The sequence below is a fragment of the Thalassotalea agariperforans genome (assembly GCF_053470345.1).
The window spans coordinates 669,655-686,982 of record NZ_JBQMWH010000001.1 but is presented as its reverse complement, the minus strand read 5'-3'; the positions used below and the strand labels follow the sequence as shown (position 1 = coordinate 686,982).

Sequence of the window (17,328 nt, the reverse complement as noted above, 5' to 3'; positions counted from 1 at the left end):
ATTAATTTTCTAGTAAGTTAATTAAATTTAACTCTCGATTTTTTTCTCGTTGTTTTAAGTTTATTGTCGAGATATTTGGCATACCATTCTTATTAAAAATAAACTCTAACTCATTAAAATTTAAATATTTATACTTTTTCTCAAAAGTCAATTGCTCTTCAGTGATATCATCTAAATTAGGGAAAGCTTTTACCGGTAATTTAAGCACGCGCAATGTGTCATTTTGTAATTCAATTAATATACCTGAGCCATTCACAAACGCTTTTGTGCTGGCTCTGCGTAATGTTGCACAAAATGATAAGTATTCACTTTGTGCTTCAGCTTTATTAATTGTATTAATAACTAAAGGCCCAACTAAAGTTATCATTGTCATCATAATCGTAATAACAACAAGTAACTCAATTAATGTAACACCTTTTACTTTTAACCTCGTAGCTCGCCTCGTTGTTGTGAACATAGATTAAAAGCCTAAATCATTTACCGATATAATACTTAACAGCATAGTAACAACAACACTTCCTACAATTCCACCCATTGTTAAAATTAACAATGGTTCAAGAATTGAAGTCATTTTATCAGCCCAACTCTCAAACTCACTACGAGATCGCGATGCTATTTCTTCAAAAACAGGAGAGAGTTTTCCACTTTCTTCACCAACTTCGAGCAAGGACAGAAAAAAATCTGGATAAATAGGGCTCCTACCTAAAGATTGAGTTAAACCTGCACCTTTTTTAATATGTTCTTTCGCTGCTATTAAGCCTTGACGAATATGCCGATTTCGAACACTGTCTGCTGATAATTCAAGTGCCTTATCTATCGAAATACCAGCTTCAAGCATCATAGTAAGTGCTGAATTAAAGCGAATTCTTTCAATAACTAATAATGCATTCTTAATAAATGGAATTTTTAGCATAAATTCATCTAATACTCTTTTAGTCACGGGGTTTTTAAGTGCCGCAACTAAACCAACAAAACCAATCACAACCCCGATAAAAAGAAACCACTGATAGTTTTGCATCCAACTACTTACATTAAGTAATATTTCTGTATAAATAGGTAACTCAGCTAAACCTTCAAATAATCCACTCATTTGAGGTACGATATAATTAAAGATAAACAAGATACAGAGAATACAAACAGAAAAAATAACCATTGGGTAAGTAAGAGACTGAATAATTTTCCGTTTTAATTCGCTACGAAATTTAAGATCTGCGGATAGTTTTCCAAAGACATAAGCAAGGTCTCCACTTGCCTCCCCTAACTTAACTAAATTCACATATAACAAATCAAACACTTCTGGATGTTCAGACATCGCATCTGATAAAACGCTACCACGTTTAACCGCAGTATATAACTCTCCCAGCAATCGTGACGATGGACCATTGGGCTTATTCTTTTGTAAAATGGATAAACTTTTGTCTATTTTCACGCCATTTTTTAACAATATAGCTAATTCTGAGGTAATAAACTCTAATTCATCTAAACTAACGGTTTTACGTTCAAATACACTATTTTGAATTCTATTGCTATTATGCTCTTTAAGCGATGTAATAATTAACTTTTGTTGTTTTAACTCCAGCTTCGCGCTTTCAAACGAACTAGCTTCAATTTCGCCCTCAATATGGCCACCATGGCTATCATAAGCTTGATATACAAAAATAGCCATTAACCGCAAACCCTGATGATTTCATCAATTGTTGTTAACCCATTCATCGCTTTAACTAAGCCATCTTCTAATAAATTTCTTCCACCGATAGTTGCATTATAACTCTTAGCTTTAGTGATAAATTGTTCATTTTTAGGCATTGCTCTAATATCTTGATCGGAACGTAAATACTCTATTACAGCCATTCTTCCCTTATAACCGGTATTCGCACACTCTTGACAACCATTGGCCGTCAACAATCTTATATTACTAATGTTACTCCGCTCAGCTAATTCAGATAATTGATATTTTTCAATTAACGCACTTGCGTTTGCATTCGGAGTAGCACAATGCTCACAAACTTTTCGAGCTAACCTCTGAGCTATAATAGAAACCAACGCAGCATTTAAAAGAAACTCTTCAACCCCTAGATCTAATAAACGTGTATATGCACTAGGGGCATCATTCGTGTGTACAGTGCTAAAAACCAAATGCCCTGTAAGGGCTGATTGCATAGCAATTCTAGCGGTTTCTTTATCTCTAATTTCACCAATCATGATAATGTCAGGATCTTGCCTAACGATACTTCGTAAACCTGAACTAAAATCAAAACCTAATTCAGGCTTAACTTGTACTTGATTAACACCTTCAAGTTGATATTCAACAGGATCTTCAAGTGTAATAATTTTTACATCGTCATTATTTAATTCATTTAAAAAAGTATAAAGAGTTGTAGTTTTGCCACTACCCGTAGGGCCGGTTAATAAAACAACACCTGCCGTATGTGTTAAATCTTCTTTTATTTTAGTTTCAATATCTGGAGATAGTCCTAAAACACTCATATCGTATTGTATAGCGTCTTTACGAAGAAAACGTAAAACCATACTTTCGCCATCATTTAATGGTAATGCTGAAACACGAATATCCAAACCAATATTAGATATTTTCATTTCTATTTTACCATCTTGCGGGCGACGCTTTTCAGCGATATCCATGTCAGCTAGTATTTTCAATCTAGATATAATCGGCAATTGTAAACGCACAGGTAAAGTTTCAACTTCATGTAATACACCATCAACCCTGAAGCGAACTCTATAACGCCCTTTATGAGGTTCAAGATGCATATCTGAAGCACCTTGTTTTAATGCTCGAGATATCAACGAATTTAACAAGTTTACCGTAGGTGCTTCACTAGCAAGCTCTCGAAGCTTATCTTCTTCTAAATCAGATAATAAATTAAAATCTTCGGATAGATTTTCTAATTTTTCGTTACCAGCAAGTAACAAACGTTCAAATTCAGCATCAGTGATAATTGAGCACACATAATCAATATGACAACTTTGTAAATATTGAATAACTTCCCAGTTCAATGGAGCTAAAGTAGCAAAGTTTAATTGATTATCTTTATTGCCATATACAACCCAACCTCTATCCTTTAAAAAATCTATATTTAAATCAATTTTAATAGTAGGTGGGTGCCAGTTTTCAACATCCTCAACTGTTAATATTGGAGCATTTAATAATTGGCTATATATATGTGGTAAGCTATCTTCCGATAGGCTCCCCATATTGATAAGTAAACGTTCCAATGCTCCACCAAATTTATTTTGATAGGCTCTAGCTTTATCTAAATCTTCATTTGAAACATCAAATTTTTGCAAGATTGATTCGAGTTGTAACATTATTCATGCACCAAATCTTCATTTTCGTCTGTTCCACCAACTTGACCATCTTTGCCATAACTAATCAGGATAAATTCCTCGCCATTAGGGCCAGGAGATTGATAAAAATAATCATTACCCCATGGATCTTCAGGAATTTTTTTAGGTATATATGGACCATCCCAATTTTTTTTAGTGGATTGTATCAACTCATTTAATGTAGACGGGTAATCACCTAAATCAAGTCGATAGGTATCCAAAGATGTTTGTAACATCTGCATCTGTGCTAAAGCTGTTTTTTGTTTTGACGAGCCTACTTTTGAAAACATTTTAGGGGCAACTAAAGACATTAATAACCCCAATATAACTATAACTATAAGTAACTCTATTAATGTAAAACCTTGATCTTTTTTTAGTAAACGCATATACCCTCGATGAATAACTTATCTTTCTAACGATATAAAAATGGGATCACTAATATTAGTAATCCCATCAATTTATGACTTTAATACTTAATAAACTAATCCTAAAATACATAAACAACGATGTTAAATAAAGTTTTGTTTATCTATTATTTTCACATAATGCTATTTTATAACTATTTTAATTAAAAAAGTTAGCATTCTTTGATACATACCTAATGAATTGAGTATAAAATACAAATAAAATAATAAAACTAATAAACATTAGCCACTCAGCAATCATATAAACCTCACCCAAAAGCCCAATTACCGAAAATATAACAGCGGTTACCGTTATAAACAATAAAGCCTGTCTATCAGACAAACCGGATTTCATTAATATATGATGAAGATGATCTCTGTCTGGTTTAAAGGGGCTAAGTCCCTTTTTTATTCTTCGAATAACGATTGCAAGCATATCCATTAACGGTATAGCGCATATCCATAAAGCAGTTACTGGACGAAAGGAAGCCCCATCACCTTGTGTTCCCATAGATAATAACCAAATTACGCTTAAACCTATAAACATACTCCCAGCATCACCCATAAATATTTTTTTAGTTTGTTTTCTAAAAACTCCTAAGTTATACATTAAATAAGGTAATGTTGCCGTTGCAATAATTAACGGATAACTGACATATTCAGTATTTCCACTCGCTAAAAATAAAATAGCGATTGAGCTAAAAGTATTTAAACTTAAACAGCCAATTAAACCATCCATCCCATCGATCATATTAAAAGCATTAATGACAACAACAATACCGAAATAAGTGAAAAATATACCCAAAACACCTAAATTTATTTGACCAAAGCCAAACAAGTCTCCAAGATTTGAAATATAGCCACCAACACCATAAATCATCAAACTCGCAATAATAATTTGGCCAACAATTCTTACTCGCACACTAATATCATATTTATCATCCAATGCTCCAATAAATACCATCATAGCTGATGCGATTAAAAACATTCGAAGCTCAATTGTATTCGGAAGCCATAATAAACTAGCAGCAAGTACAGCAATAAATATGGAAATACCGCCAACCAAAGGAATATGGCCTGCATGTAATTTTCTTTCGTTCGGTTTATCAACCAAACCTACTTCAACCGCAACAGGCTTTAAAAGCTTAATAGCAATAAAAGCAAAAAGAAAAGCGGATAGTGTCAAGATAATTAGTTCCACAATAATTCCCTAATTACATTTCTGTAACATTGATAAATTTTCATACATTAATCTTTTTTATGAATCTTTATTTAATAAATAGTAACCACAAAATCCCTTACTAATAGTATGTAATAAGGAATGTTACTCGCTACAAACCATTAATAGCAGACACGGCTACAGCAGTATTATATAGAATGGTTGTTGCTGTTGACCACATAGTAAGACTATCTGTGTAATCAGAATCCAGTGGTACGACCACCGTATCTCCAGGAGCAACGGTATAAGAATTAGAAAACCAACCACTATCATTAAGCACTTGGATAGACCCATTAGCGGATATTATATAGATCCTACTGGTATCAGCACGTTTTTTCATACCACCACTATTATTTATATAGTCTATAGCGGTTAAAGTCGGCTGATAAATATGCGAGGAGGTCACTTGTACCTGACCGATAACATTCACTGAATTCTTTTTAGAAGGAACATAGAGCACATCACCACTTTCAAGTAATACACTATAATTATTATCTTCCATCACTTTATCAAGCTCGATAACCAAACGGCCTACTGGATCTAACGTTGTTAAATCACTCAGGAGTTTCGTCGCTTCTACATAAGGTACGGAACCATCTTCTGTTAAAGATTTAGATGCGAATTCAATACGTAAATCTTCGGCCAATCTAACAATGTTTTCTTTTTCTAATTTTTTAAGTTTCTCGCGGGTAAATACTGAGCCTTTTATATCAGCAAAGTCAGTAAAACCACCTGCTCGTTTGATAATATCAGATAAACTGTCTCCACGTTGAATGGTATATTTTCCAGGAAAAACAAATTCCCCCTTTAACTCAATCACATGATTTTTTGACCATGAAGGTATTTGGTGAATATGTAATCGATCTTTACTTATTAATAATATGTTGTCTTCTTTACTTTTTGTTAACGCATTCGCTAAATTAAGTTGGATATTCTCTTTTTTTGCTTCTAAGTTACTAACACTATTTCGTGTCAAATCGACTCTTTCCAAATAAGCTGATTCAGTAACCCCTCCGGCTGCTATTATCAGATCTCTAACTTTAGTATTAACAGCTAAAGGATAAGTGCCAGGGAATTTAACTTGCCCATCAACTTCAACTAACTGTAGCGGTTTTCCTGAGGAACTTTGCCTAATCAATTGCTTAATAATAGGAGCTAACAACCGATGACGTGAAAAAAGCGATTGATGCTGGCTAGCAACTTCTGCTTCTTCCGAAGCAACAATATTCATAACTGAATGATCAAATGTATTGTCATTATCAATAATAGATTCATTTTTCAATCCTGCAGCTAAATTTGAGTTACCTCCATATTTATTCCAAAACTCTTCATCTTGAAATTTTTCTTTAGCTAATTGTTTTTCTTTAATAAATAAATCTTCTTGGGTAAAGGCTAATTTGTCTAATGTTGCTTCCTCTTCACTAAGCTTTTCTACCCGTGAAAAAATTAATAACTTATCTTTAGGTTTTAATATTAGGTTATTAGAGTTACTGTCAGACAAAGCCTCTGCCAATGAAAACTGATAAACTTCTATATTTCTTGCAAAATCAATTTCCCTTACTAACAAACTATAACTTAGATCTGCATGTTTCAAAATACTTGTATCTAAATCTTTTATCAACCCAGCAACTGTCATACCTTGCTGCCATTGATATTTTCCTGGCCGACTCACTGCACCAATTAAAGTAACTGATTTATGATACATTTGTGACTTTTCCATCACATTAATATAATCACCATCTTTAGCAATTTGATTAACTTGTTCTGCTTGGGTTAAGTCTATATTTATTATCGTTCTCAAACTATCGTCAAAACGCTCTACCATCACAGATTCTTTATAAGCATCTGGTAAAACTCCTCCTGCCATATTTAGAACATTGGCAATATTATCACTATCAGATAATTCATAAATGGCAGGCCTTCTAACTTTACCAGCTACCGAAACTGTTTTTCCTTTTGTTTCAACAAAAACCACATCGCCAGATTGCAGTAAAACATCTTTACTTGAATCACCTTTTATTAACAGATCATACATGTCAAAAGTTTGAATTAATTTACCCGAACGCTTTAATTGAATATTACGAAGAGACCCAACCTCACTTACCCCACCCGCACTAAAAAGTGCATGGGTTATACTTGATAATGAGCTAATGTTATAAGGGCCTGGTTTATATGCGTCTCCTAAAACGAACACTCGGATCGATTTTAATTGCGACAGGCTCAAAACAGCATCCACCCCAATAATACGTTCTTTAATTTGACTAACTAAATAACGTTTCATCTCATTGAATGACAAACCTGCCACTTGAAACGGCCCTAAATTAGGAATGATGACTTGGCCTTCTCTTGTAACATCGAGTATAAACTGATTATTTTCTTTACCAAAAATTTGTAACGTTACTTGATCCCCAACACCTATAATATAACCTTCAGGAATTGCAATATTACTTACCGGATTAAAAGTACTTGGTGCATTAGAAAATATATCATAACCAAATGCTTTTAGTTTTTTTTGCGATCCTGAATTTAAAAATTCATCTTCAGCTTCATCTACTTCTTCATCTTCTGGCTTAGAAGTAAAGTCCGTTACTTGTTCTGGTAGATCATTAACCGGTAACGTTTCATTTGAACTTGGTAAATTAATACCCATTTGCTGAGCTAATGACTTTTGTTGTGCTGGTGACAATTTTTTAAATTGCTCAATTTGAGCTTGAGTCACTTGAGCAGATAAGGCAGAAATTGAAAAAACAATAGTTAAAACTGTAATTATACTAAACAATGAATTACGAAGAATTTTAAAAAAAAGTTGTTTCATACGGCCTAACGAAATCCTATGTCATGCTAAATTATTAATTAGAGGTACAACGCTCGTTATTTAAAATAACATTAAAAACAACAAGGCTATATTTATAGTGCGCAGATTCTAGCAGTAATTGGTTATATAGCAAAGGGCTATTTGATGGTTATAGATATATAACTATGAATTAATTCGTAATTGTAATTTTATGTAATTTGATGTGTGATTATGTTATCAAAATAACGATATTTACATTATTAGTAATAAGAAAAACCTTTGATTACTTTTGTTTTTGTTACTTTAATAATTGCAACTTTTTCAACGATTACCTTGCCATTAAAAATTAGCAACGGTATAACTTTATAACTTATGGTTTATCTCATATTCCTCTAATCATTCATTGTGTATTTAAGCATTTAGGTAATTTATGAACTCTACTTCTACGAATTCAGGTTCTAACTCAATAGAGAGCAGCTCTTCTTACGATAAAAACTCTGCTAGCTTTTTCGGCCACCCGTTAGGTTTAAAAACATTATTTTTTACTGAAATGTGGGAGCGCATGAGTTATTACGGTATGCGAGCTTTGTTAGTGCTATTTATGACCGCAACTTTGCAAGAAGGAGGTTTAGAACTTACGGTTATTTCAGCTACAGCTATTTATGGCTTATATACAGGTACGGTTTATTTTATGGGTTTACCTGGCGGCTGGATAGCTGATCGCTTAATTGGTGGGCAAAAAGCGGTATGGTATGGCGGCATTATTATTATGTTAGGCCATATTATTTTAGCCATACCTAATGATAAAACCTTTTTTGTTGGTTTGATTTTTGTCACTTTAGGTACCGGTTTATTAAAGCCAAACATTAGTGCCTTGGTTGGTCAGTTATATGCTGATAACGACACCCGCCGCGACAGTGGTTATGTCCTTTATTATATGGGCATTAATATTGGTGCCATTATCGGTTACACCGTGACCGGTTGGTTAGCTCAAGACTATGGCTGGCATTATGGCTTTGGCGCCGCAGCTGTTGGTATGGCGGCAGGTCTTATCCAATATAAACTCAGTAGTTCAGCATTAAATGGGGTTGCCGCAACGGCTCCTTCTCCATTATCAGCAAAAGCCACGCAAACTAGCTGGGCAATAATTATTGCGTTTTTATTATTAGTGGTAGTGATCACAACCATGGTATTTAGCGGCTCACTTACGCTTGACCCACGTATTGTTGCTGAAAATGTCGCTTATATTTTTACGAGTATTTTTGTTATTTATTATGGCTTAATTTATTTTAAAGGGGCTTTAACACCTAATGAGAAAAAACGCTTATTAGCATTATTATTAGTGTGCATTGCTTCCGCGTGTTTTTGGTCTGGTTTTGAACAAGCAGGTTCGTCATTAAACTTATTTGCCCAAGATTACACCAACAGAATGATAGGTAGTTTTGAAATACCTGTGCCTTGGTTTCAAACCACTAACTCTTTATTTATTATTATTTTATCGCCATTTTTAGCCGCTTTTTGGATAAACCTTGCTAAGCGTATGGTGACACCAGCCTACGGCATAAAATGTGCTGCCGGTATTATTATTATGGCTTTAGGTTTTGTGGTGATGTTTTTTGCCGCGCAACATGCCGCCAGTGGTTTAAAAGTAGCGCCAATGTGGTTAGTTACTACTTACTTTTTACATACGGTTGGTGAATTATGTTTAAGCCCTATTGCTTTAAGTGCGGTTAGTAAGCTTTCACCAAAACGCTTTGCTGGTCAAATGATGGGGATTTTTGTATTAACCTATTCTATTGGTAATATTATTTCCGGTTTATTAGCAGGTAGTTATGATCCAAACAATGTTGAACAAATTCCGGCATTATATTTACAAATTTCATTATTCAGTATTGGTATTGCCATTGTTATTTTATTAGTGGCGTTGAAAACACGTTATTGGGAAGCGCTAACGGATAGCTCAACAAACGATACTTCAACAAATAGCGCTAAAGCGAATTAATGTTATTAAAGTAATGACCTAATGAGCTAATGAGTTAACAACCTAATGAACAGTGATTTAACGTTAACACGTAGTGATTGGCGAAAACGTATTCGGCAAAAACGCGCGGCTTTATCTTATGAGCAGCAATCAGTTTTTGCTAAAACATTAGCCCAGCGCTTACAGCAAAATATTTTACCATTAGCAGAACAAGCAACGGTACAAGCTCCACTTAAATTAGCGATTTATTTAGCTAATGATGGCGAGTTAAATCCACAGCCTTTTATTGATTGGTGCTGGCAGTATGGGCAACAACAAAAGCACAACAATCAACCGAGTATAGAGGTTTATTTACCCGTTATTCACCCGTTTAGTAAAGGGCATTTATTGTTTTTACGGTATTCGCCCACTACCACTACGGTAAACAACCAATATGGCATTGCTGAACCTAAGTTGAATATTTTAACCCTGTGCCCTGCTCATGACTTAGATATTATTTTCACGCCATTAGTCGCTTTTGATGATCAAGGTAACCGGTTAGGTATGGGAGGCGGTTTTTATGATCGCACGTTAGCAAAGTTAAACATTATCAGTTTAGCTAAGCTTGCTGAATACCGTTCTGCCCAACAAGCTAGTACCAATAGTACTAACCAGAAAATAGAAGCAGCATTAAACGCACCAACAGCGGTGGTTGGCTTAGCGCATCAGTGTCAACAAGTTGAGCAACTACCAACTGAGCTTTGGGACGTACCTTTGCCAACGATTATCACACCTGATAACCATTATACTTTTTAAATTTTATTTTTAGGGGATGTAGAATGTTCCCGCGATAATTTAAAAATATTGCTGCATATTGAATTAGTAATTAACAAAGTTATTGTCTGTATAAATTTCTTATAAAACATATCAAAAAATATGCATATTTTAGAAAAGATTAATCTACACAGACAAAGATCACTGTTATAATCGCGCTCCTTAATTTTGAACTATTATTACAATATTTTTTGTAACTATTTTTGCGATATCGAGCAGGTTATTTATGACTCAAGATGAAATGAAAAAAGCAGCCGCTATAAAAGCGTTAGAATTTGTGAAATCAGATACTATTATTGGTGTTGGCACAGGTTCAACGGTTAATCATTTTATTGAGGCATTAGCTACACGCAAAGATGATATTGTTGGCGCTGTTTCAAGCTCTGACGAATCAACAAAGCGCCTAAAAGCCTTAGGTATTGAAGTATTTGATTTAAACTCGGTTGACGACCTTGATATTTATATTGACGGTGCCGATGAAATTACTCCACACATGGCAATGATCAAAGGTGGTGGCGCAGCGCTTACTCGTGAGAAAATTGTTGCTGCCGTAGCTAAAAAATTCATCTGCATTGCTGACAGTTCAAAACAAGTAAACGTGTTAGGTAAATTTCCTTTACCAGTAGAAGTTATTCCAATGGCACGCAGTTATGTTGCCAGAGAATTAGTAAAATTAGGCGGTGATCCCGTCTATCGTCAAGGAGTAGTTACTGATAACGGTAATGTTATTCTTGATGTTCATAATTTAGCGATCCTTGATCCTATAAAATTAGAGTCGCAAATTAATGCCATTGCAGGTGTTGTTACCAATGGTTTATTTGCGGAACGAGGCGCCGATGTCTTAATTATAGGCAGTGAACAAGGCGCTCAAATTGTACTGAAATAAGCAAATAACACTTTAGAGTTTCGACTCTATATGTTATTTTAGCAATCTAGCCATCTAAAAGGGTAAAATTTGTTATGAGTAAGAAGTCATTAGCGAAAGATAAAATTAAAATCTTATTGCTAGAAGGTTTGCATCAAAGTTCGGTAGAAACTTTTAAATCAAAGGGTTATACCAATATTGAATATTTAAAAACATCATTATCTGATGATGAATTAAAAGAAAAAATTGCTGACGTGCATTTTATCGGTATTCGATCACGTACACAGTTAACTGACGATGTTCTTGCTCATGCGAAAAAACTGGTAGCAATTGGCTGTTTTTGTATTGGTACAAACCAAGTAAATATTGGTGCTGCGCAAATTCGTGGTATTCCAGTATTTAACGCACCGTTTTCAAATACTCGTTCAGTTGCTGAATTAGTGATTGGCGAATTATTATTATTACTTCGTGGTATTCCTGAAAAAAGTGCTAAAGCACATCGCGGCGAATGGCTTAAGTCTGCTGTGGGTTCAGTGGAAGCACGTGGTAAAACCTTAGGTATTATTGGTTACGGCCACATTGGTACGCAATTAGGTATTTTAGCTGAAACCATTGGTATGCAAGTTAAGTTTTACGATGTTGAAACTAAATTACCTTTAGGTAATGCTAGCCAATGCCAAACGTTAACTCAATTATTTAAAGAGTCTGACGTAATTAGCTTACACGTACCAGAAACAGCACAAACTCAAAACATGATTGGCGCAGCTGAATTTGACGCTATGAAAGATGGCGTGATATTTATCAACGCTTCTCGTGGTACAGTTGTTGATATTCCTGCCCTTGCTGAAGCTTTAGAAAGCAAAAAAGTTGCCGGTGCCGCCATTGACGTATTCCCAGTTGAGCCAAAAGGTAACGACGAAGAATTTGTGTCACCATTACGTGGTTTCGACAATGTTATTTTAACGCCTCACATTGGTGGTTCAACCAAAGAAGCACAAGAAAACATTGGTTTAGAAGTAGCAAGCAAGTTAGTGAAATACTCTGATAATGGTTCAACTTTATCAGCAGTTAACTTCCCTGAAGTTTCATTACCTGAGCACACCAACGCTAGCCGTTTATTACATATTCATAAAAACCAGCCTGGTATTTTAACTAAAATTAACCAAGCGTTTGCTGATAATGACGTCAACATTGCCGCTCAGTATTTACAAACAGATGCTGAAATTGGTTATGTAGTTATTGATATTGAAACTGAAAACAGCGCCCTTGCGTTGAAAAAGTTAAAAGCAATTGACGGCACAATTCGTGCGAGAATTTTGCATTAATTAAACGGCTAGAGGCTGGAGGCTTGAAGCGGGTTTAGCTTTCAAGTTTCTGACTCCAGTTCTGAACATTAAAAAACGTAGCTTAATTGCTACGTTTTTTGTTTTCGGCGGTGAATGTATTAGGCTGAAAAGCTAGAAGCTGGAGGCGGGTTTAGGTTTTAAGGATTGGCTAATTGGTGTTAAATTCAAAGCATTAAAAAACGCAGCTTAATCGCTGCGTTTTTGTATTTGGAAGATAAAATTTGAGTTAAAAATCCAAGTCTGAAAGTTAAAGCAGCCTCTAGCTTTAAGCTTCAAGCAAAACGCTAAGCTTATTTCTTATTTTCCGCAGGTTTAACTTGTTCGGCTGATTCTGGTTCAGCTTTAGCTTGTTTGTTGTCTGAGGTTGCTGTTTCATTAAAATCAGCGTCTTGATCGTCGCCTACTACATGTTCAAGTTTGAGCTTTTTAACACTGCGAATAGTGGTTACTGGGCCTGAACAAGCGTATAAAGTAAATATGGCTAACAAGACATTTTCCGGGCTTGAGGCAACAATTACAAACACTAGTACAATCAATAATACCACTAAGAAATTAACACGGCCTTTCCAGTTAACTTCTTTAAAGCTGTTGTATCGAAAATTACTTACCATTAATAAGCCTGAAACTATAGTAACAAGGCCGATAATAAAACCATAAGCTTGGCCATCTATTTTATAAGAAGCGCCAACCCAAACAATACTGGCAATAACACCGGCAGCGGCTGGGCTTGCTAAACCTTGGAAGTAACGTTTATCAGCAACACCTACTTGAGTATTAAAACGGGCTAAGCGTAATGCGGCGGCAGCAACAAAAACAAACGCGGCTAACCAACCAAATTTCCCCATACCTGATAACGCCCAGTTATACGCCACTAAACCTGGCGCAATACCAAATGAAACCATGTCAGCCATGCTGTCGTATTCTGCGCCAAAAGCACTTTGTGTATTGGTTATGCGAGCAACTCGGCCATCAAGACCATCAAAAATCATCGCAATAAAAATAGCAACGGCAGCACTTTCAAAGTGTCCATTCATTGATGAAACAACGGCGTAAAAACCGGAGAATAAACCCGCCGTTGTTAATAAGTTAGGAAGAAGGTAAATACCACGGTTAGGCGAATTTTCATTGTGTTGCTTATCTGTCATTAATCAAGCCACTGTCTATACTGTTAAAAATTAGCGTTAATTTAACATATTGCATGCAATTGGCATATGAATTTACTGTTAATATTTGTCAACTGACGCGGTTGTTGTTATAAAAGCTTAAGGACCATGCTTTTATGATCAAAAATCTTTCTTTTTTCTTGAAGAAAGTGTTTTGCTAAACCGTGTTCTCGATTATTTAAGCAATATTTACTTTAGGTGTACAAATGGAAAACTCATTATTTAAACGCATTATTCCTTTGGCTTTTATTTTGATGGCAAGCAATGTAATCGCCCAAAATAGCGTTATTTATCGCTGGGTAGACCAAAATAACGTGGTACATTTTAGCCAACATCAGCCACAACACGATAATTACACCACCATTCAAATGGCAAAAAATAATCAACAATCTAATTCTGCAGCCAAGAACGTACCTCAGCCCAATGAAAATGCAACCACAAAAGCCATTGAGTCAATCAATGAAGCTGATGAAAAAACAGCAATAGAAAATACCATGGAAAAACGCTGCCAAGAAGCCAGAGCGAATATTCGAACATTAATGGCATTCGACAACGTGCAATACATTGATGCCGAAGGCCAAGCTAAAGTATTAAGTGAAACCGAAAAAAATCAGCAGCTGGCATTAAGTGAAAAACAAGTAGAAGTTTATTGTAAAAAATAGGTATTTTTACGCACTTTTAGTGTACTACTTAAATTAAAATGCCCAGAACAATTATACTTGCTCAGGGCTTTTATGTTTAACAATTTAATCCTATTGAGATTAAATTAGCTTAATTCTGCTGAGATAAAATTAGCTTGAATGAAAGACTAAATTTCCGTCTTCAACATCAATCACCACGGTAGTTTTTTCGTTAAAGTTACCCGATAAAATTTGTTGTGCTAATGGGTTTTCAATACCCTGCTGAATCGCCCGTTTTAGTGGCCGTGCGCCAAATAAGGGATCAAAGCCAGCTTCTGAAATCAATGCTAAGGCGGCATCACTCACTTCAAGGGTAAGCTCTTTATCTGCTAAGCGTTTTGCTAACATTTGCAGTTGAATACCAGCAATGGCTTGAATTTGCTCAGCAACTAATGGATGGAATACTACCGACTCATCAATACGGTTAATAAATTCAGGTTTAAAATGGTTACCCACTTCCACCATAACACCTGCTTTCATAGCATCGTATTCTTTATCACCGGCAAATGTTTGAATAATGTCAGAGCCAATGTTTGAGGTCATGATAATAACGGTATTTTTAAAATCAACGGTACGCCCTTGGCCATCCGTTAAGCGGCCATCATCAAGTACTTGCAATAAAATATTAAACACATCAGGATGTGCCTTTTCCACTTCGTCTAATAGCACCACTGAATAAGGTTTTCTGCGTACCGCTTCAGTTAAATAACCGCCCTCTTCATAACCGACATAACCAGGAGGCGCACCAACTAAACGAGCAACCGAATGTTTTTCCATAAATTCAGACATATCGATGCGGATCAAGGCATCTTCGGTGTCAAATAAGAAGTTGGCCAGTGCTTTGGTTAATTCTGTTTTACCGACCCCTGTTGGCCCTAAAAATAAAAACGAGCCAATCGGTTGATTTGGATCAGAAAGGCCAGCACGTGAACGTCTGATCGCATGACATACCGCTGAAACCGCTTCTGTTTGTCCAATCACTCGGCTATGTAAAGCGTCTTCCATCGCTAATAATTTGTCACGCTCTTGCTCTAGCATTTTAGCCACCGGAATTCCGGTAGCACGGCTAAGTACTTCGGCAATTTCAGCTTCGGTAACTCTATTTTTTAATAACGTCATTTCTTGCATTTCAGCTTGGCTGGCAAGGTCGAGCTGTTTTTCTAATGACGGAATTCTGCTGTATTGTAATTCTGCCATGGCATTTAAATTACCGGCACGAGATTCCACTTCAAGCTGTTTACGCGCTTGATCTAGTTCTTCTTTAATGGTTTGAGAACCATGAATAGCCGCTTTTTCAGTTGTCCAAATTTCATCTAATTCATCATAGTGTTTTTGCTTTTCGGCAATTTCTTGCTCAATTAATGCTAAACGTGATTTTGATGAAGCGTCTTTTTGTAACTCTAACGACTTTTTCTCAAGCGTTAACTGAATAATACGGCGGTCAAGTTTGTCGAGTTCTTCCGGTTTAGAATCCATTTGTAAACGAATGCTTGACGCTGCTTCATCAATTAAATCAATCGCTTTATCGGGTAATTGACGATCACTGATATAACGATGTGACATAGTAGCCGCAGCAACAATCGCCGGATCGGTAATTTCAACATTATGATGAAGTTCATAACGTTCTTTTAAACCACGTAATATCGCAATGGTGTCTTCAACACTTGGTTCATCTATTAACACTTTTTGGAAACGGCGCTCTAATGCCGCATCTTTTTCAATGTACTGGCGATATTCATCTAACGTTGTTGCTCCAACACAATGTAAGTCACCACGCGCAAGTGCAGGTTTTAGCATATTCCCTGCATCCATGGCACCATCACTTTTACCAGCTCCAACCATGGTATGTAATTCATCAATAAATAAAATTACTTGTCCTTCTAACTGCGCAAGCTCACTCAGCACTGATTTTAATCTTTCTTCAAATTCACCGCGGTATTTTGCGCCTGCAACGAGCGAGCCCATATCAAGAGATAGTACTTTTTTGTTTTTTAATCCTTCAGGTACTTCGCCATTGATAATACGCTGTGCTAAACCTTCGGCAATTGCAGTTTTACCTACACCAGGCTGGCCAATTAATACGGGGTTATTTTTGGTTCTACGTTGTAATACTTGGATGGTACGGCGAATTTCATCATCACGACCAATTACAGGGTCAAGTTTGCCTTGCTCTGCACGCTCGGTTAAGTCAATAGTGAATTTTTCTAACGCTTGGCGTTTTTCTTCAGCATTTTGATCATCCACTTTTTTACCACCACGAATATGTTCAATCGCATCTTTAAGACGCTGCTCAGTGGCACCTAACGCTTTTAATGCCTGCCCTAAAGCGCCTTTATCTTGTATTGCTACTAATAAAAACAATTCCGAAGAAATAAAACTGTCACCCATTTTTTGCGCGTATTTATCACATAAATTGAGTAAGTTACCGGTAGCTGCTGACAATTGCACATCGCCACCAGCCCCTTCAACTTGGGCAAGTTCGTTAAGAATTTGTTCTACTTTTTGACGAAGTGAATATAAGTCGATACCCGCACTTTTTAATAGCGGAATAACCGAGCTTTGATTTTGATTAAGCAAAGCCAGCATAATATGGCTTGGCTCAATAAATTGATGATCTTTGCCTAATGCAATGGTTTGAGCATCTGCAATAGCAACTTGAAAAGCTTGAGTGAAACGATCTAAACGCATAATTTATCTCCTACGCCATCTTCTAAATTC

Annotated in this window: 13 protein-coding genes; 5 read left to right on the top strand and 8 right to left on the bottom strand. The window is 35.9% G+C overall.

The genetic code is table 11. The annotated features are described in order from the left end of the window. Window position 1 precedes the first annotated feature (1 nt). The 6 genes from ACSLUO_RS03000 to ACSLUO_RS02975 all read right to left on the bottom strand — a co-directional run bounded on the left by ACSLUO_RS03000 (window position 2) and on the right by ACSLUO_RS02975 (window position 7,783). A complete protein-coding gene (locus ACSLUO_RS03000) occupies window positions 2-457 on the bottom strand; it encodes a prepilin-type N-terminal cleavage/methylation domain-containing protein (protein ID WP_448246057.1) in 456 nt (151 codons plus the stop codon). A gap of 3 nt (window positions 458-460) precedes the next feature. Next, the gene (locus ACSLUO_RS02995; protein WP_448246055.1) at window positions 461-1,666 is read right to left on the bottom strand and encodes a type II secretion system F family protein; all 1,206 of its coding nucleotides are present in this window, start codon (window positions 1,664-1,666) and stop codon (window positions 461-463) included. After that, window positions 1,666-3,327, bottom strand: a complete 1,662-nt coding sequence (locus ACSLUO_RS02990) for a GspE/PulE family protein (protein ID WP_448246054.1) — start codon at window positions 3,325-3,327, stop codon at window positions 1,666-1,668. The genes ACSLUO_RS02995 and ACSLUO_RS02990 overlap by 1 nt, the downstream gene beginning before the upstream one ends. After that, complete coding sequence (gspG, locus tag ACSLUO_RS02985) at window positions 3,327-3,731, bottom strand: type II secretion system major pseudopilin GspG (RefSeq protein ID WP_448246052.1); 405 nt, start codon at window positions 3,729-3,731, stop codon at window positions 3,327-3,329. The genes ACSLUO_RS02990 and gspG overlap by 1 nt, the downstream gene beginning before the upstream one ends. 178 nt (window positions 3,732-3,909) lie before the next feature. After that, window positions 3,910-4,950 (bottom strand): UDP-N-acetylglucosamine--undecaprenyl-phosphate N-acetylglucosaminephosphotransferase, encoded by a 1,041-nt coding sequence (gene wecA, locus ACSLUO_RS02980; RefSeq protein WP_448246051.1) that lies wholly within the window; start codon window positions 4,948-4,950, stop codon window positions 3,910-3,912. A gap of 130 nt (window positions 4,951-5,080) precedes the next feature. Then, entirely contained in the window at window positions 5,081-7,783 is a 2,703-nt protein-coding gene (locus ACSLUO_RS02975; RefSeq protein WP_448246049.1) for an SLBB domain-containing protein, read from the bottom strand. A 409-nt stretch (window positions 7,784-8,192) separates the two neighbouring features. Between ACSLUO_RS02975 and ACSLUO_RS02970 the strand changes: the two genes are divergently transcribed. From ACSLUO_RS02970 to serA, 4 genes are all read left to right on the top strand, one after another. After that, the gene (locus ACSLUO_RS02970; RefSeq protein ID WP_448246047.1) at window positions 8,193-9,764 is read left to right on the top strand and encodes a peptide MFS transporter; all 1,572 of its coding nucleotides are present in this window, start codon (window positions 8,193-8,195) and stop codon (window positions 9,762-9,764) included. A 45-nt stretch (window positions 9,765-9,809) separates the two neighbouring features. Further along, window positions 9,810-10,538, top strand: coding sequence for a 5-formyltetrahydrofolate cyclo-ligase (locus ACSLUO_RS02965; protein WP_448246045.1), 729 nt, complete (start codon window positions 9,810-9,812; stop codon window positions 10,536-10,538). 244 nt (window positions 10,539-10,782) lie between these two features. Beyond that, the gene (gene rpiA, locus ACSLUO_RS02960) at window positions 10,783-11,442 is read left to right on the top strand and encodes a ribose-5-phosphate isomerase RpiA (RefSeq protein WP_448246043.1); all 660 of its coding nucleotides are present in this window, start codon (window positions 10,783-10,785) and stop codon (window positions 11,440-11,442) included. A gap of 74 nt (window positions 11,443-11,516) precedes the next feature. After that, entirely contained in the window at window positions 11,517-12,746 is a 1,230-nt protein-coding gene (serA, locus tag ACSLUO_RS02955) for a phosphoglycerate dehydrogenase (RefSeq protein WP_448246041.1), read from the top strand. Window positions 12,747-13,057: 311 nt separating this feature from the next. Here serA and pssA read toward each other — a convergent pair whose 3' ends face one another. Beyond that, window positions 13,058-13,912, bottom strand: a complete 855-nt coding sequence (pssA, locus tag ACSLUO_RS02950) for a CDP-diacylglycerol--serine O-phosphatidyltransferase (RefSeq protein WP_448246039.1) — start codon at window positions 13,910-13,912, stop codon at window positions 13,058-13,060. 224 nt (window positions 13,913-14,136) lie between these two features. On the opposite strand from pssA, the gene ACSLUO_RS02945 reads away from it, so the two are divergent. Then, window positions 14,137-14,592 (top strand): DUF4124 domain-containing protein, encoded by a 456-nt coding sequence (locus tag ACSLUO_RS02945; protein WP_448246038.1) that lies wholly within the window; start codon window positions 14,137-14,139, stop codon window positions 14,590-14,592. A 129-nt stretch (window positions 14,593-14,721) separates the two neighbouring features. On the opposite strand, the gene clpB is transcribed toward ACSLUO_RS02945, so the two are convergent. After that, entirely contained in the window at window positions 14,722-17,298 is a 2,577-nt protein-coding gene (gene clpB, locus ACSLUO_RS02940; RefSeq protein ID WP_448246036.1) for an ATP-dependent chaperone ClpB, read from the bottom strand. Between the last annotated feature and the right edge of the window lie 30 nt (window positions 17,299-17,328).

Coding starts and splice junctions, on each gene's coding strand:
- ACSLUO_RS03000 (WP_448246057.1), bottom strand. CDS start 457: ATGTTCACAACAACGAGGCGAGCTACGAGGTTAAAAGTAAAAGGTGTT.
- ACSLUO_RS02995 (WP_448246055.1), bottom strand. CDS start 1,666: ATGGCTATTTTTGTATATCAAGCTTATGATAGCCATGGTGGCCATATT.
- ACSLUO_RS02990 (WP_448246054.1), bottom strand. CDS start 3,327: ATGTTACAACTCGAATCAATCTTGCAAAAATTTGATGTTTCAAATGAA.
- gspG (WP_448246052.1), bottom strand. CDS start 3,731: ATGCGTTTACTAAAAAAAGATCAAGGTTTTACATTAATAGAGTTACTT.
- ACSLUO_RS02975 (WP_448246049.1), bottom strand. CDS start 7,783: ATGAAACAACTTTTTTTTAAAATTCTTCGTAATTCATTGTTTAGTATA.
- ACSLUO_RS02970 (WP_448246047.1), top strand. CDS start 8,193: ATGAACTCTACTTCTACGAATTCAGGTTCTAACTCAATAGAGAGCAGC.
- ACSLUO_RS02965 (WP_448246045.1), top strand. CDS start 9,810: ATGAACAGTGATTTAACGTTAACACGTAGTGATTGGCGAAAACGTATT.
- rpiA (WP_448246043.1), top strand. CDS start 10,783: ATGACTCAAGATGAAATGAAAAAAGCAGCCGCTATAAAAGCGTTAGAA.
- serA (WP_448246041.1), top strand. CDS start 11,517: ATGAGTAAGAAGTCATTAGCGAAAGATAAAATTAAAATCTTATTGCTA.
- pssA (WP_448246039.1), bottom strand. CDS start 13,912: ATGACAGATAAGCAACACAATGAAAATTCGCCTAACCGTGGTATTTAC.
- ACSLUO_RS02945 (WP_448246038.1), top strand. CDS start 14,137: ATGGAAAACTCATTATTTAAACGCATTATTCCTTTGGCTTTTATTTTG.
- clpB (WP_448246036.1), bottom strand. CDS start 17,298: ATGCGTTTAGATCGTTTCACTCAAGCTTTTCAAGTTGCTATTGCAGAT.